15 protein-coding genes are annotated in these 17,751 nt (G+C 67.3%); 10 read left to right on the top strand and 5 right to left on the bottom strand.

The genetic code is table 11. The annotated features are described in order from the left end of the window. Window positions 1-2 precede the first annotated feature (2 nt). Window positions 3-707 (bottom strand): hypothetical protein, encoded by a 705-nt coding sequence (locus F0U60_RS23910; protein WP_395823639.1) that lies wholly within the window; start codon window positions 705-707, stop codon window positions 3-5. A gap of 628 nt (window positions 708-1,335) precedes the next feature. On the opposite strand from F0U60_RS23910, the gene F0U60_RS23905 reads away from it, so the two are divergent. The 5 genes from F0U60_RS23905 to F0U60_RS23885 all read left to right on the top strand — a co-directional run bounded on the left by F0U60_RS23905 (window position 1,336) and on the right by F0U60_RS23885 (window position 6,824). Next, window positions 1,336-3,012 (top strand): trypsin-like peptidase domain-containing protein, encoded by a 1,677-nt coding sequence (locus F0U60_RS23905; RefSeq protein WP_395823637.1) that lies wholly within the window; start codon window positions 1,336-1,338, stop codon window positions 3,010-3,012. Between the two features lie 119 nt (window positions 3,013-3,131). After that, entirely contained in the window at window positions 3,132-3,848 is a 717-nt protein-coding gene (locus F0U60_RS23900) for a helix-turn-helix transcriptional regulator (RefSeq protein WP_395823635.1), read from the top strand. 141 nt (window positions 3,849-3,989) lie between these two features. Then, complete coding sequence (locus F0U60_RS23895; protein WP_395823633.1) at window positions 3,990-4,844, top strand: NAD(P)H-binding protein; 855 nt, start codon at window positions 3,990-3,992, stop codon at window positions 4,842-4,844. A gap of 33 nt (window positions 4,845-4,877) precedes the next feature. Further along, window positions 4,878-5,627 carry a phytanoyl-CoA dioxygenase family protein gene (locus F0U60_RS23890; protein ID WP_395823631.1) on the top strand — a complete coding sequence of 250 codons (750 nt, stop codon included), beginning with the start codon at window positions 4,878-4,880 and terminating at the stop codon, window positions 5,625-5,627. Between the two features lie 183 nt (window positions 5,628-5,810). Further along, window positions 5,811-6,824 carry a DUF1028 domain-containing protein gene (locus F0U60_RS23885; RefSeq protein ID WP_395823629.1) on the top strand — a complete coding sequence of 338 codons (1,014 nt, stop codon included), beginning with the start codon at window positions 5,811-5,813 and terminating at the stop codon, window positions 6,822-6,824. 164 nt (window positions 6,825-6,988) lie between these two features. Here the strand turns inward: F0U60_RS23885 and F0U60_RS23880 are convergent, their stop codons facing one another. Next, the gene (locus F0U60_RS23880; protein WP_395823627.1) at window positions 6,989-7,690 is read right to left on the bottom strand and encodes a TetR/AcrR family transcriptional regulator; all 702 of its coding nucleotides are present in this window, start codon (window positions 7,688-7,690) and stop codon (window positions 6,989-6,991) included. A gap of 146 nt (window positions 7,691-7,836) precedes the next feature. Between F0U60_RS23880 and F0U60_RS23875 the strand changes: the two genes are divergently transcribed. Next, window positions 7,837-9,045 carry a hypothetical protein gene (locus tag F0U60_RS23875; protein WP_395823625.1) on the top strand — a complete coding sequence of 403 codons (1,209 nt, stop codon included), beginning with the start codon at window positions 7,837-7,839 and terminating at the stop codon, window positions 9,043-9,045. 32 nt (window positions 9,046-9,077) lie between these two features. On the opposite strand, the gene F0U60_RS23870 is transcribed toward F0U60_RS23875, so the two are convergent. After that, window positions 9,078-9,563, bottom strand: coding sequence for a hemerythrin domain-containing protein (locus F0U60_RS23870; protein WP_395823623.1), 486 nt, complete (start codon window positions 9,561-9,563; stop codon window positions 9,078-9,080). 312 nt (window positions 9,564-9,875) lie between these two features. On the opposite strand from F0U60_RS23870, the gene ycaC reads away from it, so the two are divergent. Next, window positions 9,876-10,523 carry an isochorismate family cysteine hydrolase YcaC gene (gene ycaC / locus F0U60_RS23865; RefSeq protein ID WP_395823621.1) on the top strand — a complete coding sequence of 216 codons (648 nt, stop codon included), beginning with the start codon at window positions 9,876-9,878 and terminating at the stop codon, window positions 10,521-10,523. Between the two features lie 81 nt (window positions 10,524-10,604). Here ycaC and F0U60_RS23860 read toward each other — a convergent pair whose 3' ends face one another. Beyond that, on the bottom strand, window positions 10,605-11,489 hold the full coding sequence (locus tag F0U60_RS23860; protein ID WP_395823619.1) for a hypothetical protein: 885 nt from the start codon (window positions 11,487-11,489) through the stop codon (window positions 10,605-10,607). A gap of 223 nt (window positions 11,490-11,712) precedes the next feature. On the opposite strand from F0U60_RS23860, the gene F0U60_RS23855 reads away from it, so the two are divergent. The 3 genes from F0U60_RS23855 (at window position 11,713) to F0U60_RS23845 (ending at window position 14,794) form a co-directional block, all read left to right on the top strand. Next, window positions 11,713-13,545 carry an AAA family ATPase gene (locus F0U60_RS23855; protein WP_395823617.1) on the top strand — a complete coding sequence of 611 codons (1,833 nt, stop codon included), beginning with the start codon at window positions 11,713-11,715 and terminating at the stop codon, window positions 13,543-13,545. Window positions 13,546-13,645: 100 nt separating this feature from the next. Continuing rightward, complete coding sequence (locus tag F0U60_RS23850; protein WP_395823615.1) at window positions 13,646-13,855, top strand: hypothetical protein; 210 nt, start codon at window positions 13,646-13,648, stop codon at window positions 13,853-13,855. Between the two features lie 39 nt (window positions 13,856-13,894). Then, window positions 13,895-14,794 (top strand): 1,4-dihydroxy-2-naphthoyl-CoA synthase, encoded by a 900-nt coding sequence (locus F0U60_RS23845; protein WP_395823613.1) that lies wholly within the window; start codon window positions 13,895-13,897, stop codon window positions 14,792-14,794. A 6-nt stretch (window positions 14,795-14,800) separates the two neighbouring features. Here F0U60_RS23845 and F0U60_RS23840 read toward each other — a convergent pair whose 3' ends face one another. Further along, window positions 14,801-17,635: a DUF6851 domain-containing protein gene (locus F0U60_RS23840; protein ID WP_395823611.1), complete on the bottom strand. Its 2,835-nt coding sequence runs from the start codon at window positions 17,633-17,635 to the stop codon at window positions 14,801-14,803. Between the last annotated feature and the right edge of the window lie 116 nt (window positions 17,636-17,751).

The following is a 17,751-nucleotide window of genomic DNA, read 5'->3' as shown; positions in this document are numbered from 1 at the left end:
CTTCAGGGCGGAAGGGACATGCCCGCGGCAGCGGGCACCTGGGCCGGAGGCGCGGTAGGAGGGGGGCGTGCTGGGAGCGGGATGACCTGTCCACCTCCTTGGGCTGGCGGCTGCTGGGCCCCTGAACCCATCTGACCCAGAATCGCCCCCCACAAGACCGTCGTCGCGACTCCTCCGATGAGGTCGATGACCATGCCCACGGACCCACTGACGGTAGCGAGCTTCTCACGACGATTGAGCATGCCCTCCACGGCCCTTTCCACCCACCCGCCATACTGCCGCAGTTCCTCTACCGTGAGGTCCACCCACTGCGCGGCTTTGTAGGCTGCTGCCTCAGAATCAAATGGCTTCTTGCTGCGCGTCCACTGGTACTGCACCACTCCTGGTTCTGCTGTCTTCCATTCCAACCGCCAGATGTACTGCCCCCTCGCGAAGCGAATCAGGATTTCGCCGTGGAAATCCGTGCCACCCGTGAAGCGTCTGCCGCCCAGGATCGTCCGGTTCAGTGCAACCAGGTATTTTCGCGCTTCCTCGATGCCTTCTTGGAGAGCCCGCTTATTCCAGGGTTTTATCTCGAAGAGCACCAAGCGGGAGACATCGGTGATGTCCGGGCATATCTCGCGCTCCTCCGGAAGAAGCAGTGATACATCTCCAAGTCCTGTATCCCGAATGATGACTTTGAGGGATTTATTGTTGTAGTAGGCCACGCTGTCTGGGTGATTGATACCCTACTTGAAAGCAATAAGCCGGTGTGAGGCATTGCCCATGAAGAACTCCCAAGGCATCTGCGAACCCGGCTTCCGGCCGGGGATATTATATCCCTGGACTGGCTGGCTGACGGTTTCCCCACCCGCCGACGTGACGTCGCTCATGGCAAGCAGGATTCCCTGTCGCGCAGCGGCAGTTCGCGGCACCTCGAACCGTGGTCCCTCCTGGTTCCAGGCAGAGGCAGTCCGTCCGCCGGAGGCCGTAGCACAGCCGGCGAGTACCGAGACGAGGAACAGGGAAACGCACCGCGAAGTCCGGGACATGGGTGGACAGCTGGCAGCGGCACTACTCACGTGTACCTCCCGCTCCGCTTGCGCACGCTCGAGAGCACTCCAGCGCGGGGATGCTGTAGCAAACTACAGCACGATTGAGCTGATGGGTGTGAGCCGTGTGACATAGCTGCCGGTGCGAAACGGTCGCATCACCTGTCCAGGCCGCGTCTCGTTCTCGCGCCTGTGTTTCAAATTTCTTTCGAATTCTCCGACGCCATCTCGGGCATCATGCATTGGCCGGATTTTCCGGCTTGGCATTTTTTGCCAATTCTCAAGAAAACAGGAGTGAACTCTCATGCGACGTCCCAGGTTCGGGCTGCACGCACGTCCCCTCGCGGGCGCGTTGGCGTGCACCCTCACGCTCGCGGTGGGCTGCGGCCCGGCGGAGGAGCTGGAAGCGGCGAAGAGCGACGAGGCCGCCACGATCGGAAAGAAGGCAGGCCGGATCGTCTACGGCACGGACGACCGTCAGGACGTCTACGCGCATCCGAACGCCACGCTGCGCGCGCGTGCGCAGCAGGCCACCGTGGCGCTGATGGAGCCCGGGTCATTCGATGCGACGGACCCCAACAACGTCACCTTCTCCGACTGGACCTTGGGCGAGGCCTACAACCTCTGTACCACTGAGCGCTTCCGGGATGATCCGATAGCGGCCGGCTGCTCCGGCACGCTCATCGACGACGATCTGGTGCTCACCGCGGGCCACTGCGTCCTGGACGCCGCGGACTGCGCCAACAAGAGATTTGTCTTCAACTACTACCGGCCCGCCGCGGGCACCCTGAAGACCGTCACGACCCAGGACATCTTCAGCTGCGCCTCGATCGTGGCGCGCAAGCTGGAGGACGTGGGCGGGCGGAACCTGGACTATGCCATCCTCCGCCTGGACCGGCCGGCGACGCCGCGCTTCACCCCGGCGCCGGTACGCATGAGCAACACCGCGCTGAGCACCGGACAGAATGTGGCCGTCATCGGCTGTGGCAGCGGCGTTCCGTTCAAGATTGATTCCGGTGGCTCAGTGCGCGACCCGCGCTCGGGCACGCGGGACTACTTCGTGGCCTCCACGGACACCTTCGGTGGCAACTCGGGCTCGGGCGTGTACGAGACGAGCGGCTACACGGTGGCGGGCATCCTCGTGCGTGGCGATGAGGACTATGTCTCCAACGGCAGCTGCAACGTGGTGAACAAGTGCAGCGAGACGGGCTGCGGCGGCGAGTCCATCACCTACGTCTACCCGGCCATCCAGGAGCTGTGCGCCGTGACCAATAACGGCAGCCAGCGGCTGTGCAGCAACCTGCCGCCGCCACCGCCTCCTCCGGACAACTCGTACACCTACACCGCGAGCAACACCAACAGCGCCCAGCAGAACACGGCGGACAAGACCCTCACGCTCGCTGCGGGCGACGTGTTGGAGGTGGGCACCTGCGGCCTGGAGGGCGCCGCCGGCTCCGGCGACACCTTCCTGCGCCTCCATGGCCCGGCGGGCACCCAGGTGGCAGAGAACGATGACTCGGGCTCGTGCGACAACAACAACTCCTACATCAAGTACACCGTGCCCTCGGCCGGTTCCTACACCGTCCGCGCCGGCTGCTACGACAACGGCAGCTGCGGCGGTACCGTGGTGTGGAAGGTGACGCCGGGCTCGGGTGGCGGCTCGAGCGGCTCGTTCAACTTCAGCGCCAGCAATACCGACAGCGCCCAGAGGAACACCGTCAACCAGAACGTGACGCTGGCAGCCGGCCAGGTCATCCAGCTGGGCACCTGCACGGTGAGCGGCGCCGCCGGCTCCGGCGACACCTTCCTGCGCCTCTATGGCCCTACGGGCACGCAGGTGGCCGAGAACGACGACACCTGCGAGGTCCTTTCGTACCTCGGCTACACCGTCCCGGCGGGCGCGGGCGGCACGTACCAGATCCGCGCCGGCTGCTTCGGCAACGAGAGCTGCGGCGGCACCGTGGCCTACACCGTCCAATAGGCACCCGGTGACCCGGGCCACTCTCGGGTGGCCCGGGTTCCCCGGTGGAGCGATGTTCGACTGAGGGAGCGGCTACTTGGAAGTGGTGCTCGCCCGCTTTTTTCGACCCAGGTGCCAGAATGAACAGGATCGTTCGCCTCTTCAGCCTCATGGACTCCCTGCGCCGATACCGTCGTCCCGCACCGGCGCAGGTTCTCGCGGAGGAACATCGCGTTTCCGTACGTACGATCTATCGCGACATGCAGTTGCTCAGCGCGCTCGGGGCACCTATCGGGGGCGAGGCCGGGTTGGGCTACGTGCTCCGACCTGGTTTCTTCCTGCCGCCGCTGATGTTCTCCACGGAGGAACTGGAGGCGCTCGTGCTCGGCGCGCGCTGGGTCGAGCAGTTGCCGGACACGGAGCTCGCGGCAGTCGCCACGAACGCCTTGGCCAAACTCGCAGCGGCGATGCCACGGGCGCTCGCAGAACGGATCGACGACACGGGGCTGTATCCAGTCACCCGCGGACGCGATTCGAGCCCGAAACCGCTGCTCGGCCTCGTCCGACGCGCAATGCGCGAGGAGCGAGGGATCTTCATGCGCTACAAGGACCAGGCCGGCAGGACGTCGCAGCGGGTCGTTCTGCCGGTGCAGCTCGCGTATTTCGAAGACCGACAGGTCGTCGCGGCGTGGTGCTGCGCGCGGAGCGCGTTCCGTCTCTTCCGTCTGGACGGCGTCCGGCACGCAGAGCTCACCGATCAGCGCTTCCACAAACGCCGCGTCGAGCTCGCGAAGCAGTGGTTCGACGAGTTCCAGGCCGCGAACGCGCACAGCGCACACGGCGGGGAGGCGACCTGACGCGCAACCGGCTTCCAGACGGCGCTCCGTAGAGGTGCGCACGCAACCGAGCTCGACTGCTGACATGTCCTGTCACGGCGCGGCGATACCACCTCCTGGCGCCGCCCTGGAGGGCGGTCGAAGCCTGACACGGAGCCTCACATGTCAACCCTCCTTCAAGAGACGCCTCGTTCTCCCGGTACGATCCTGGTGACCGGCGCGACCGGAATCGTCGGCCGGCACCTCGTCCAGCAACTCGTCGCCGCCGGCCACCGCGTTCGCGCGCTATCGCGGCGCCCCGCCCAGGCGAACCTCCCGCCGGAGGTCGAGGTCGTCGCAGGTGACCTTGCGGACGTCGGCTCGCTCGCGCGCGCGTTCGAAGGCGTGAGCGCCGTTCACCTGATCACGTTCGCCGGTGATGAAGGCGAGTCACTGTCGAACGGTGACGAGATCGTCCGCCTCGCCGAGCGATCGGGCGTTCGCAAGGCCACGGTCCTGGGCGGTTGGGACGAGACCTCCGTCGAGCGCGCTCTCCGAGTGAGCGCGATCGGGTGGACCCGGCTGGAGCCGGTCGAGTTCATGGCGAACGCGCTGGAGTGGGCGCCGAGCATCAGGGAGAAGAACGTTGTCCGCATGCTCGCCACCTGGCCCAGCGCGATGGTGCACGAAGCCGACATCGCGGCGGTGGCAGCCGTGGCGCTCACGCAGGACGGCCACGAAGGCAAACGCTACCCTCTGAGCGGACCCGAGGCACTCACCCCTGCCGAACGAACCGCGCGCATCGCCGAGGCGGTGGGCCGGCACATCGCCTTCAAATCGCTCAGCGAAGACGAAGAGCGCGAGCGCCTCCGGTCCTACGGCTATTCGGAGGACTACGTCGAGTTCGGCATTCAGCTCGCCAGAAATCCCCCAGCAGAGGCGGCCAGGGTCGTTCCTACGGTCGAGCAGGTGACTGGACGTACCGCACGCACCTTCGCCTCATGGGCGCTCGAGCACGCCGACGCGTTCCGACCGTAGGTGAACCCCGAACATTTCACGACGAGGATTCCGATGTACCTGAAGGACAGCGAAGTGACACGGTTCCGGGCGGAGGGCTTTCTCAAGGTCCCTCAGGTGCTTTCCACCGCGGAGGTTGCCGGTTTTCTCGAGGAGGCCAAAAAGCTCCTGCACCACAAGACGACCCTCCACTGGCCAGTGGAAGAAGGGATGGTCATGGACTGGGTCGCCGACGTGGAGCTCGAGAGCGCGACCATGCGCCGCCTGGCGCTCCATCCCGTCGTCACCGGCATCGCCGAACAGCTTGCCGGCCGGCCGCTGCGCCTGTTCAAGTCGGAACTGCTGCGCAAGGAGAGCGCGGGCTCGACGGCCACGCCTCTGCACATCGACGAGTCCGCGCTCCCCATCAACAGCGCTCCCGTCACCCTCACCGCCTGGGTCGCGCTGGTGGACGTCCCCGCGGAGCGAGGATGCATGACCTTCTGGCCCGGCTCACACGGGTTGGAGCTCGCCGAAACGGAGGATCTGACTTCGCACCCCGAACTGAGATTCTGGCCTCGGCTCACGGTCCCGCTCCGCGCCGGCGATTGCACGTTCCACCACGCGCGAACAGCGCACTCGGCCCACGCGAACGAGACCGACGTGACACGGATTTCCCTGGCCACGGTCTACATGGACGCCGAGGCCAGGTTCGACCCTCGAAGGCTCTACGCCGAGGGGATGACTGACGGTCTCTCCAGGCTGTTGGCCACCATGAAGGCGGGCGATGAGCTTTCAGGCGAGCGCTTTCCCAAGCTCCGCTGAGATGGCCGCGCTTGAAGAACTCAGTGCTTGCGCAGCCAGAGCGAGCGGGGCCCGCGCAGGAAGAACGAGCCGCTTGAAGTCCATGCGCCGTCCGCACGTTCGCCCCGATATGCGCGCGCGGGCCCTGCGTTTCATGGAGCAGCAGCACCCGCGCATCCCCCCATCTCCAGAGGTCTCCTGCCTATGAAGTCCTTCAAGCGTGGCTTGCTCGTTGTCTCGTCCCTGATGCTCGCTTCCACGTCCGCCCTCGCGGCGGCACCGGCTCCCACCACCAACCCGCGGCTTCTGGGCACGCGCGCCATCGTCGCGTGCGACCCCGTGGAGAAGTCGTGCGGCGTGGCCAGCATCTCCTTCCCCGCGGGCATCAGCGGCCTGGTGCCCTACGGCCGTCCAGATGTGGCGGTGGCCACCATGTTCTACCCCTCGGTGGATGACGCCGAGGCGATCCTCGCCCGCACCGCCGCGGGCGACACGGCCCAGGCCGCCATCGACTTCGTGTTCTCCGTGGACCCGTACGCGAACTACCGCCAGCTCGCCGCGGTGAAGCTCAACCCGGACGGCACCGTCACGGTGGGCCAGCGCACCGGCGAAGAGAACGCCCAGCAACGCTGCGCCGTGAAGGGCGCCACCTTCGTGGTGCAGGCCAACAACCAGACCACCTCGGCGATGTGCGGGGCCATGGCCCAGGGCTTCCAGGAGGCCAAAGGTAGCCTGCCGCAGCGGCTGCTCGCGGCGCTCAAGGCGGGGGCGCTCGTGGGCGGTGACCGCAACGGCGAGCGCTCTGGCGTCATCCGTGTCTGGAGCGCGGAGAACGAAGCGGCCTTCTATACGCACGTGCTGGTGGAGGCCGTGGTCCACAGCAGCTCGAATGCGCTGAAGGAGCTGGACGTGGAGATGAACCGCTACCAGGCCAGCGTCGCCGCGCCGTACGAAGCAGACCTCATCCCGCTCGACTCGGAGACCGTCAAGAACGTGAGGCTCGTGCTGAACAAGCTCGGGTACTACAACAGCCGCGTGGGCACCTCGTGGGGCGACACCGACGAGCAGGCCCTTTACAACTTCAACTGGAACAACCTCTTCTTCCTCAAGCCCACCGTGGTGGTGAACGGCGTGCGGAAGATTGACAGGCCGCTGGTCCAGTACCTGCTCAACGCGGACCTGGGCGCGCTCCGGCCCGCAACGCCCGCGACCCCGTGAGCCCGGGGTGGACTACGGGGAGCCTGTTCCGGCCTCCACACCTCCAGCGTGGAGCACTCGGAACCGCAGAGCCTGACCGGACACGGGCTCCCCGGTCCTCCCTCCCAGATCATTGAGAACGGGGCATCTTCAACCCCATGTGAGCACGCTGGCGGAGCAGATGCTCAAGGGCCAACTCGCTGCGTGTCCTTGGCGGCGCGCCGAGAAGTCCCAGGCGGACGGGAAGGCTCGGAGCGCAAGAGCCCTCGCTCGAAGACAGCAAGCGCCTGCTCTGCCACCGAGAGCGGAGCGTCCCCACCGAGCCCCAGGCGCGCGAAGTGGCCCTCCACGTACATCCGCCCCAGGCCGTAGACGAAGGCCCGCGCCGCCAGGTGCACGATTCGGGGATCGCCGGGCGCGACCTCGCCCCTCTGCTGTCCTTCGATGATCAAGCCATCGAGCGCGTCCAGGGTCTCCTGGTTCTCCTTCTTGAAGAAGTCACTGTCGAAGAACCCGAGCTCACCTGCCCGCGCGAACGCCCGGAAGTAGGCTGGCTCTCCGAGCGCGAACCGCAGATACGCCACGGCCATCGCGTGGATCTGCGCGGAGGGCGCGGAGGGTGCCGCGCCGAGCGCGGTGACGACCTCGCGGCGGAAGCGCCGCATCGTCTCCTCGGCCACGGCCGCGAGCAACGCGGCCTTGTCGCGGAAGTGCCGGAACGGGGCTCCCGGGGACACGCCCACGAGCCGCGCCGCCTCTCGGAGGTTGACGTCCTCGCCGCCACCAATGAGCCGGAGCGCGGCGGCAATCAGCGCCTCGCGCAGGCGACCGTGGTGGTACGCGGACGCAGGCTTCTTGGGGATGGGCTGTCGGCGCTCGGCGGACATGGTGCGGCGAGCATAAGCCTCCCCGCCGGGCCCCGCAACGCGAGGCCACATGTAATCAATGCTTATTTTGTTGCTCCGGAGCCAGGCTCCGGTCTATCCATTTCAATGTAATCATCGATTACTTTCCATGCAAATGCGGAGGTCCCATGTCGGCATCGCGAATCCCGAGGCTCGTTGTCCTTCTGGCGCTGTTCGGCTGTCCCAAGGACGACTCCGACGAAGGCCCCGGAGGGTCCCCCGACTCGGGCACGCCCCCCTCCACCCACGCCGGCACCATCTCCATCCAGGACCGCAAGATCCTCGGCGCCCCACAGCTTGGGCACGGGTTGTCGGTGCTCGTCGACCTGAGCACCGCAACACGGGCTCCCGACTATGACGAGGAGCTGGGACAGCTCACCGGCTGCAAGGTCTGGGTGTACGACGTCGAGTCCGACCCGCCGCCACGCGCCGCCGGTGACGTGGGCACCCTGTCCATCGAGGGGACGAGCGCGAGCCTGGGTCCGGGCTGCGTCTTCCAGGACGGTCCGGGGTACGTCTGTCCGACGGCGACGGGTCAGGGCGAGGTCGTGCTGGAGCACGCCGCGGGGACGGGAGCGCCCCCCAACACCGCACGGATCTCCATCGGCGGCGCGGCGTTCGGGCCGGATGATTCGGGACGCTACCTGCAACTCCGAGGCGTACCGGGGGCGAGCGGCAGCTTTCCCATCGTCGCCGTGACGAGCACCACCGAGGTGCGCGTCGCCAAGGCGCCGGGCACCAACCCGGCCCCTTCTCCTGGCACCTACCAGGTGCTCGCTGGCGCCGGGCCCGTGCCAGGGACTCCCGAGGACGAGGCCCCTGGAGATCCGCTCCGCAACTCCGACCACGTCCGTGTGCGCATCACCCCCGGTAACGACACCCCCTTCCACTTCCCGGAGACGACGGTGGCGGACATTGGCAGGGCCTTCACGCCCGACATGGCCACCTTGGGACTGCTCGACCATGTTCCCCTCGACGGCCGCGCCTTCCGCCTCGGGTGTGCTGGCGAGGGGGGACATTGCGGCGCCGCGGAGTTCACCATCATCCAGCTCCAGACGACGGATGGGCCGACGGCGGGCGTCTCGCCCTATGCGCTTCCACCGTCGAAGAAGAAGCAGGTCGTCCTCACGTGCGTCGAGCGGGGTGAGAGCGGCTTCGTGGACATCCCCGCCGAAGCCTCCGCCCTGCTTGCCCAGGCCCATGCCGCGAGTCCCATCACCCGCATCCGCACCGCGATCATGCGCAATGGCGCCGTGTTCACGAAGAACCCGACGCCGCCGGACAACACCGTCCGGGTCGTCGCGGGTCACCAGCTCATCGGGTTCACGAACCCCTGAGCACCGCTATGCGCGGACGGAGTGCCCGAGGGTCAGCGCAACCCAGCCGGAGGCGACGGCACCTCTCCTCTGGCGATCTTGAGCACCTCCTGCTGCGGGACGCTCATGGCCGCTCTATTCATCACCTCGCCCAGTTCGCGCAACCGGTCGTCCGAGGACAGCTCTTTCAGCCGGGGGAAGACGACGGACTCCTCCTCCTGCACGTGGCTCCGGACGGACCGCTTGAGCTCGTCGAACAGCCCGTTGATGCGCGGGTCATCCAGCTCACATTGGAGGAGATCCGAGAGGAGCCGCTTCACTTCGGTGTGATCCGCGATGGAGCGATCGACGAGGTCCTGAAGGCCCGCCTGTCGCGCGAACGGGTAGAAGTGCTGCTCCTCTATCCGCGCGTGGATGGTGAGCATCTCCGCGATCTGCGCCAGCAGTTCGAGCATCTCCTCCTTCCGGGCGTTATCGAAGCGCTCGCATAATTGGTCGACGGCTCGGTGCTGTTTGGTCAGCAATTCGATGGCATCCATGGCTTCCCTCTTCAAGCAACCCTGGGGAGGATCCGCACGGTGGTGGCGCCACGGCAAACCTCGCGCCCAGCATGCTGGGCTGGGTTCCGCGGAATCATGAGAACGCTTGGGTGCTTCATGGATGGGCCGCGCTACATCCAGTTGGAGGCTCGGCCGCTCAAGGGCAAAAGCCTTCCGTCCTTTGACCCTTCGGCTCCCCGCTCATTGTCCAATGGATAGGACAATGAGTACCGAATTCACGGGCTACCTGGCGAACCGGTCCCTCCGCATACTCCTCTCCAACACGACGCACCCACCCCACGGAGAAAAGCCATGAGCAAGCCCTACAGCCGTCTCGACATCGCGAATGCAGCGGTCCTGATGGTGGACCATCAGGCCGGTCTGCTGTCGCTGGTCCGCGACTTCAACCCGGACCAGTTCAAGAACAACGTGCTCGCCCTGGCCGACCTCGCGGCCTACTTCAAGCTCCCCACCATCCTGACGACCAGCTTCGAGGACGGCCCCAACGGTCCGCTGATGCCGGAGCTGAAGGAGAAGTTCCCGAATGCACCGTTCATCCCGCGCCCCGGTCAGATCAACGCCTGGGACAACGAGGACTTCGTCAAGGCGGTGAAGGCCACCGGACGCAAGCAGCTCATCATCGCGGGCATCGTGACCGAGGTCTGCGTCGCCTTCCTGGCGCTGTCGGCCCTCGCGGAAGGCTTCGAGGTGTTCGTCGTGACCGATGCCTCCGGCACGTTCAACGAGATCACGCGCGACTCCTCCTGGAATCGGATGTCCGAGGCTGGCGCACAGCTCGTGACGTGGTTCGCCGTCGCCTGTGAGTTGCACCGCGACTGGCGCCGTGACGTCGAGGGGCTGGGTGCGCTGTTCGCGAAACACATCCCCGACTATCGCAACCTGATGACCAGCTACAGCGCGATCAAGGCCGCCAATCCCCTGCCCAGGTCCGTGCCTTGATGGTACCTGGGCAGGCCTGGCTCGGCCTGGTGGTCGCGTGACGTGAAAAGACCCGGAGTGAGGGGCTCCCCCCTGCGCCCCTCACCCCGGATCGACCTGCAAACCCTCCGGTGAGGACTTCGATGGAAGGACCTGCTGGAGGGCGAGCAGTGCCTCGCCGTCCAGGGACAGTCCCGCGAAGAAGGCGGGTGTCCAGGGGCCCTGCCAGAACCCTGACTGCGTCGGTGAGAACGCAGTCCCTCCAGTGGCCCTCCGGAAGTTGACCCCCGTGTTCAGGTAGAAGACCCAGACCTTGAACGTCAGCCCCGCGTAGAGGTTGCCTGGGAAGCCATTGCCGCCCAGCCCGAGCATCCCTCCCAGGCTGAACGTCTGGCGGCGATCCCGGCTGTTCAGATCCACCGGCAGGAAGGCGACTCCCCCGAACGCATCGAACTCCCACCCGGTGACCCGGCCGCCGCGCCCCGGGGAGGTGCCGGGCTCCGAGGCGCCAAGCCGGAACTCCGGGAAGCGGTACACTGGTACGCCCGCTCCGACGACAAACCGGAAGAGCCTCCTGCCATTCTCGAGCGTCTCCAGCCGCTCCCCCTGCGCTCCAGCAAGTGACAGGAGTTGCCCCTGGCGCTGGACGAAGTCCTGGACCTCCCTGTCCTTGTGCTCCACCGCCCTGGCGAGGTTCGCGTCCTGTCCCCCTGTGCTGGCGAGCCGAGCGACGAGCGCCTCGCGCTCCTGGAGCAGTTGCTCGAGCCGCCTGCTCTGCGAGGCAATCTGGCTCAGGAGATCATTGATGACCATCTCCGCGTTGACGAGGACCGGAGCTGGGGGAGCAGCCGGCGCCTTCGTGAGGCTCGGAGGCGGAGCAACCGTCGGGACATACGTGCTCTGTGCGAGGGAGGGCATCGCGAGCAGAGACACGCACCCCACCAGACACCTCCCTGTGAAGCGCTTCACACCGTGCGACGACATCATGGTTCCCCCCCTGTACGTGAGCGAGCCCGAGGAGCTCGTCCTTCACGACAACAGTGTGGACGGGGGTGTGATTGGCGCGTGATCGATAACCCCTGGCCCGGGTCCGAGGCGTGACTGCGGTGTGACAGGTGTCTGTTTCCGCTCGTGCACCGTGCTCACGACAGCCTTGCAGCCAACCTGCCAGGGCGTGAAGATTCCAGGCACCTTGGGAGGAGGGGGGAACATGGAGACCGAGGCTCCACGTATCGAATTGCTCGGACGTGCGCGTGTGACCTCCTCCCGACTCGGGCCGAGGCACCTGGAGCGCAAGGCGGCGGCGCTGGTGACCTACCTCGCCATCGAGGGCCCCACCGAGCGCAGCCTGCTCGCCAGCCTCCTGTGGCCGGACGCTCCCGACAGGGCCGCCCGCGGCAACCTCCGCCAGCTCCTGCGCCGGCTGAGATTGACCCTGGGCGAGGACAGCCTCGCAGGTGAGGACCCTGTGTGGCTGCACGAGGGGCTCTTCATCGACACCCGCCTCTTGCGCGACGTTTTCGAGGCGCGCGAGTACTCCAGGCTCTCCACCCTTCAAGGCGAGCTGCTCGCGGGCTTCACCTACGACGACTGCGCCGAGCTGGACGAGTGGCTCCGCGTCCAACGCACACGCTTCCACTACCTTCAATGCCGCGCCGCCGAGGCCGAGGCCCTCCGTCTGGAGCAGGAAGGTCAGCTCGGAGCCGCCCTCGACGCGGCGCGACGCCAGCTCCACCTGCAACCCACCTCCGAGCAGGCCTGGCGCACCGTGATGCGCCTCCACCTGCTGCGAGGGGATCGCTCCTCTGCCCTCCAGGCCTATCGGGACTGCCAGGCCGTGCTCCACCGCGAGCTCGGAATCGATCCGTCACCGGAGACCCGTGCGCTCGCGCAGGGGATCGAACGGCCCGCGGACCTGGAACGCGCTCGGCCTCGACCCGAGGAGATCCCCCTCCTGGTGCTCTCCCCTCCTCTGCTGGTCGGACGCGAGCACGAGTGGGCCGCGCTGGAAGAAGCCTGGGCCACGGGTCGCTCTCTCTATGTGCTCGGCGAGGCGGGCATCGGGAAGACCCGGCTGGTCTCCGACTTCTGCAGCGCCCAGGGCTCCTGGCTGCTGGTCGCGGCCCGGCCCGCGGATCCTCCCACGCCCTACTCGACGAGCGCCCGAGTGGCCCGCGCGGTCCTGGGGCTCGCGCCGGCTCGGCCCCTGGAACCGTGGGTGCGATGGGAGATCACCCGGCTCGTCCCGGAGCTCGGCCCCAGCGCACCGCCCTTGCCCTCCAGCCCTGAGGAGAAGGCGCGGCTTGCCGAGGCCCTCGCCCGGCTGATCCGCACCTGCTGTGAGGACATGGAGGCCCTGGTGCTCGACGACGCGCACCGCGCCGATTCCTTCAGCTTCGAGCTGCACCTGCGGGTGAAGGATCTGCTGCTGGAGCACCGGCCCGAGGGCAAGGACGCGCTGCGGCTGTTCACCTGCTTCCGCACGAGCGAGCTGTCCCCCGGGTTCGAGGAGCGGCTGCGTGAGCACCGGGAGGCGGGGCTCGCGGCCTGGCTCGAGGTGGAGCCGCTGGCGCCGGACTCCGTCAGCGAGCTGCTCGCCAGCATGTCCGTGCCTGGGCTGGAGGCGAGCGCTGCCGAGATGGCGAGGTACACAGGCGGCAACCCGCTTTTCATCATCGAGACAACCAAGAGCCTGGTCGCGGCCGGAGGCTTCACGGGGAGCCATCCCGCCGTGCCGCCGCCCTCGCACCGCGTGACGTGGATTGTCGAGCAGCGGCTCAAGCGACTCTCCCCGGACGCGCTCCGGCTCGCGAGGACCGTGGCGCTCGCGGGGGCGGACTTCAGCCTGGAGCTGGCCGCGTGCGTGCTGGGACTGCCGGCGGACCAGCTCGCCGCCCCGTGGAAGGAGCTGGAAGAGGCCAAGGTCCTGCGCGGCAGCACGTTCACCCAGGGGGTCTTGCGCCGCATCGTTATCGAATCGCTCCCCCAGCCGGTGCGAGAGGCCGTCCTGCAACGGATCTCCGCCTGCGCACGCCGAGGCTGAGCCGCACGACGGAGGACAGGCGAAAAAAGGCTGTCCGGTTTTTCCGGGGATATTCGTTCAAGAGACGAAGGCACCTGCTCTTCTCCAGGCCTTCGTCACCATGAAACGCCTCCTCTTCCTCACGCTCCTCACCCTCACCGCTTCTTCCTGCACCCGGTTGGCCCACACAGGCAGCACGCGCAAGGCGCGGCCGGAGACGGGCTCCTCTCATGTCATCCCCCTCCATGGGGAATGGGTGGTGTTGGAGATCCCCGAGGGACGGAGTTCCCTGCGCCTGGCGCTGCGGTGGGGCGCTGGCTGGCCGAGGTGACGTGAGCTAGGGTCGCGCCCCCCTCCAGGAGTGACGACCATGACGGTTTCCGCCATCTTCAACACCGCGCGCTGGCGCGAAGTGGAAGGCTTCAAGTTCGAGGACATCACGTACCACCGGGCCGTGGAGCAAGGCACGGTGCGCATCGCCTTCAACCGCCCCGAGGTACGCAACGCCTTCCGTCCCAAGACGGTGGACGAGCTGTACACCGCGCTGGATCACGCGCGGATGACGACGGACGTGGGCTGCGTGCTCATCACCGGCAACGGCCCGTCGCCGAAGGATGGCGGCTGGGCGTTCTGCTCGGGTGGGGACCAGCGCATCCGCGGCAAGGACGGCTACAAGTACGAGGGTGACGAGGCCGGCAAGCCGGATCCGGGCAAGCTGGGCCGGCTGCACATCCTCGAGGTGCAGCGGTTGATCCGCTTCATGCCGAAGATCGTCATCGCCGTGGTGCCGGGCTGGGCGGTGGGCGGTGGACACAGCCTGCACGTGGTGTGCGACCTGACGCTGGCCAGCAAGGAGCACGCGATCTTCAAGCAGACGGACCCGGACGTGGCGAGCTTCGACAGCGGCTACGGCTCGGCGCTGCTCGCGCGGCAGGTGGGCCAGAAGAAGGCGCGGGAGATCTTCTTCCTGGGCCTCAACTACACGGCGGACCAGGCCGCGGCCATGGGCATGGTGAACGCGTCGGTGCCGCACGCGCAGCTGGAGGAGGTGGCTCTGGAATGGGCGGCCCTCATCAACTCCAAGAGCCCCACGGCGATGCGCATGCTGAAGTACGGCTTCAACCTGCCCGACGACGGCATGGTGGGCCAGCAGCTCTTCGCGGGTGAGGCGACGCGGCTCGCCTACGGCACCGACGAGGCGAAGGAGGGCCGCGACGCCTTCCTGGAGAAGCGCGATCAGGACTACTCGCGCTTCCCCTGGCACTACTGAGGGACGTCAGGGGACGGCGGTACCGGCGAAGAACGTCTTTGCGCGCTCGACGGCCGCCAACCCCACTTCACTCCCGAGCCGGCGGCCCACAAAGTCGTCCGGCTCGATGTGGATGCCGCCCCAGAGCCGCGACTGACCCGCCTGGTCCGCCGCGTCGTAGTACGAGGCCCACTGCAGGCGGATGTCCGTGGACGGGCCCTTCTCGAAGGTGAGGTAGGCGTCGCGCTTCGCCACGAACTCACCCAGGCCGCCCGGGAAATACGGACTGCCCGTGAGGGAGGTCAGCACCTCGGCCGCCGAGCGGCTGAAGGTGCTGTGCCCGGAGATGAAGCCCGGGAAGGCCGGCGTGACGAAGGTGCGCAGCTGGTAGGGAATCCACTCGGTGGCGCGGATCCACCCGAGCCCGCCCACCTCGTTCTTCCGGTCCCCCGGCTCGCCCCTCCACGAGTACACCGCCACCTGGCCCTTGAAGCGAGCCAGGCTCGCGTGCCGCTGTCCTGGCGCCGAGCTCTCCGCGGTGATCTCCTCGATGAGTCCGGGGACCAGCGGCAGCCCGTCGGGGTGGGAGGGTCCCAGCCCTCCCATGTAGCGAATGAGGGAGATGGGCCGCACCGTCACGAACACGCGCTTGAGCTCCCACGCGGTGATGGCCGCGTCGTGCACCGCGCCGTTGAGCGCCAGGTACACCTTCACGTCCCACTCGAGCGGCTCCAGCGAGTCCCCGGTGCCAAAGAGGCGACGCTGGAACCCCGGTGAATCCGCCACCTGGTTGGCGAGCACGTTCCAGTGCCCCGGCGGCGTCTCCGACTTCGGCCCATCCGCCCAGAACTCGGCGAGCACGCGGCCGAAGTCCCCGCGATTCACCCACTGTTGCGTGTACGGCAGGCCCGTGACGGGGTTCACCGCGTAGCCCTTGCCGTCATTGGCGCCCAGGCTGTTGTTGCCAACGGAGGCTGGCGACAGATCGATCCGCGCGTCACCGCCGAGCATGCTCGCCTTGCGGATGACCTCCACGACGTCGTCGCGCATCCTCGAGTCACCGAACGCCGGCGCCGGACCCGGGGTGTGGTACAGCCCCCCGCCCGCAGGCCGAGTCATCGCGAATGGCGTGACGTTCTTCCAGTGCGCGCCGATGTAGCCCTGCACACCCGACGCGGTGTCGATGCCGTTCTGGGTGACAGAGACCGCCAGGTTCAGCGGCTGCCACAGGGAGGGCTCCACCAGCGTCGCGCCGACGTCGTCCACCACGAGCGGCGGGTTGACGAAAGAGAAGCCCGTGGTGTCCGCGTAGTCATTCTGCTCGTTGGCTCCGTCATCGGCGCCGAAGCTGATGAGGGTCCGGCCAATCCGGTTGCCCAGTGCACGAGGGCCATCCCCCTCCACCGTCATGTCATCCGGGTCGTAGCCCAGCTTCAGCATGAAGGCCTTGAAGCACGCGGCCGACACCTTGCCGCCAATGGCCGTCGTGTAGCGGTGCGCGAGCACCCGGTAGGCCGCGTAGCTGATGGCCTCAGCGCGCGCCTGGGCTACGTCCGGAGCGGTGTGCTTCTCATGCACGAAGGTGCCATCCGCGGTCGCGTCATACGCCGCCCACGCGTCCCACATGGCAGCGGACACGTGGTACAGGTTGCGCGCGTGCACCGTCGGGCGCGGAAGGTCCCGCCGGATGGCCCACAAGAGCTGCTCGTTCCAGCGCCGTGCGATGGAGCCCGTCGGGCTGGGATCCACCTGCTCGGCCGGGCACGTATCAGGTGGCGGGGTAACGGGGCCGGGAACGAGCGATGCCGCCGTCACCGACCCGCCAAAGTGACCGATCGCTCCGCCATTCAGCTTGGGGGACTGGAGGTTGCCCCCCACAGTCCACATGCCGCCCCGTGAATCCACCCAGACCCCCTGAAGGGACTGGACTCCGAACGCGAGCCGGTGATCCACCAGCGCCCACTTTCCATTCAACCGGTGGAACACCTGGCCCCACGAGCCCACGACGTAGCCGGTCCCATCCGCGGCGATTGCCACGTCTTGGAAGAGCTGGCTCCCCGCGGGCGTCCTGTCCTCGAATTGGCCAGAGGCATTCAGCTCCAGGAGCCTGCCGCTCGTGCGGCCTCCCACCACCACGACCGAGTCACCCATGCCAGAGACGGAGACGAGGCGATCCGTGGTGCCCGTGGGGAGGACTTCGAAGGCTCCGCCGAAGCGCGAGCGGAGCACCATGCCCTGACCGCCCACCACGTAGACCTCACCCTTCCCGTTGCCCCAGACCTTGAAGAAGGGCCAGAGGTCTCCATCCGCGGTGCGCGGCAACCGCGCATAGGGAAGCTCCACCTCGCGCCACTCCGAGCCGTCGTAGTGCCACACGAAGCCGCCCCGGCTGGGACCGCTGCCCACCGCGTAGACATCCTTCGGGCCCGAGCCCCACAGGCTGTAAACCGTCTGGCGCGCGAGCCCTGGAGTGCGCATCCGGGTGAACCGGCCCGCCTCGTGGAGCAGGATGGTGGCGTTGGAGCCCGCCATCATCGTCGTCCCATTCTCGAAGGGGAACACCGCCCAGAGATCGAGCCGCATCCCGGTGGCGAGCTCCGACCAGGACGAGCCGTCGTAGTGCAACACGGCCGGACCGCGACCGCGATCCATGCCCACCGCGTAGATGTCCTCGGGAGAGCGGCCTCCTACCGCCAGCAGGGCCTCGGGCCGCTCGGAAGTCACGAGCGTCCAGGTGCCCGGCTCGGGCGGTGGAGGCGGCTCCTCACACCCACCGAGCAGCGCGGTGAGCAGCACCAGGAGCGGTACATTCCAACAAGCGAGCCCCTTCAGCGGAGCCTGTGTCCGGATCGAACGAAGCATGTTCCCCTCATCGTCCGGACAGCCCCACCCTCCCCGCACTGCGCCTGCACGCACCGCCTGTGGCCCTCCACATTCCGCGCGCTCGTCGAACCGGACAAGAACCTTCCGAATACTAC

Origin of the sequence: Archangium minus (genome assembly GCF_044360475.1) — a bacterium.
GTDB classification, from domain to species: domain Bacteria; phylum Myxococcota; class Myxococcia; order Myxococcales; family Myxococcaceae; genus Archangium; species Archangium minus.
The sequence above is the reverse complement of the archived record's forward strand: the minus strand, read 5'-3'. Positions and strand labels throughout refer to the sequence as shown.

Excerpts from the sequence above, each read along its gene's own strand:
- F0U60_RS23905 (WP_395823637.1), top strand. The coding sequence starts at position 1,336 with ATGCGACGTCCCAGGTTCGGGCTGCACGCACGTCCCCTCGCGGGCGCG.
- F0U60_RS23900 (WP_395823635.1), top strand. The coding sequence starts at position 3,132 with ATGAACAGGATCGTTCGCCTCTTCAGCCTCATGGACTCCCTGCGCCGA.
- F0U60_RS23895 (WP_395823633.1), top strand. The coding sequence starts at position 3,990 with ATGTCAACCCTCCTTCAAGAGACGCCTCGTTCTCCCGGTACGATCCTG.
- F0U60_RS23890 (WP_395823631.1), top strand. The coding sequence starts at position 4,878 with ATGTACCTGAAGGACAGCGAAGTGACACGGTTCCGGGCGGAGGGCTTT.
- F0U60_RS23885 (WP_395823629.1), top strand. The coding sequence starts at position 5,811 with ATGAAGTCCTTCAAGCGTGGCTTGCTCGTTGTCTCGTCCCTGATGCTC.
- F0U60_RS23880 (WP_395823627.1), bottom strand. The coding sequence starts at position 7,690 with ATGTCCGCCGAGCGCCGACAGCCCATCCCCAAGAAGCCTGCGTCCGCG.
- F0U60_RS23875 (WP_395823625.1), top strand. The coding sequence starts at position 7,837 with ATGTCGGCATCGCGAATCCCGAGGCTCGTTGTCCTTCTGGCGCTGTTC.
- F0U60_RS23870 (WP_395823623.1), bottom strand. The coding sequence starts at position 9,563 with ATGGATGCCATCGAATTGCTGACCAAACAGCACCGAGCCGTCGACCAA.
- ycaC (WP_395823621.1), top strand. The coding sequence starts at position 9,876 with ATGAGCAAGCCCTACAGCCGTCTCGACATCGCGAATGCAGCGGTCCTG.
- F0U60_RS23860 (WP_395823619.1), bottom strand. The coding sequence starts at position 11,489 with ATGATGTCGTCGCACGGTGTGAAGCGCTTCACAGGGAGGTGTCTGGTG.
- F0U60_RS23855 (WP_395823617.1), top strand. The coding sequence starts at position 11,713 with ATGGAGACCGAGGCTCCACGTATCGAATTGCTCGGACGTGCGCGTGTG.
- F0U60_RS23850 (WP_395823615.1), top strand. The coding sequence starts at position 13,646 with ATGAAACGCCTCCTCTTCCTCACGCTCCTCACCCTCACCGCTTCTTCC.
- F0U60_RS23845 (WP_395823613.1), top strand. The coding sequence starts at position 13,895 with ATGACGGTTTCCGCCATCTTCAACACCGCGCGCTGGCGCGAAGTGGAA.
- F0U60_RS23840 (WP_395823611.1), bottom strand. The coding sequence starts at position 17,635 with ATGCTTCGTTCGATCCGGACACAGGCTCCGCTGAAGGGGCTCGCTTGT.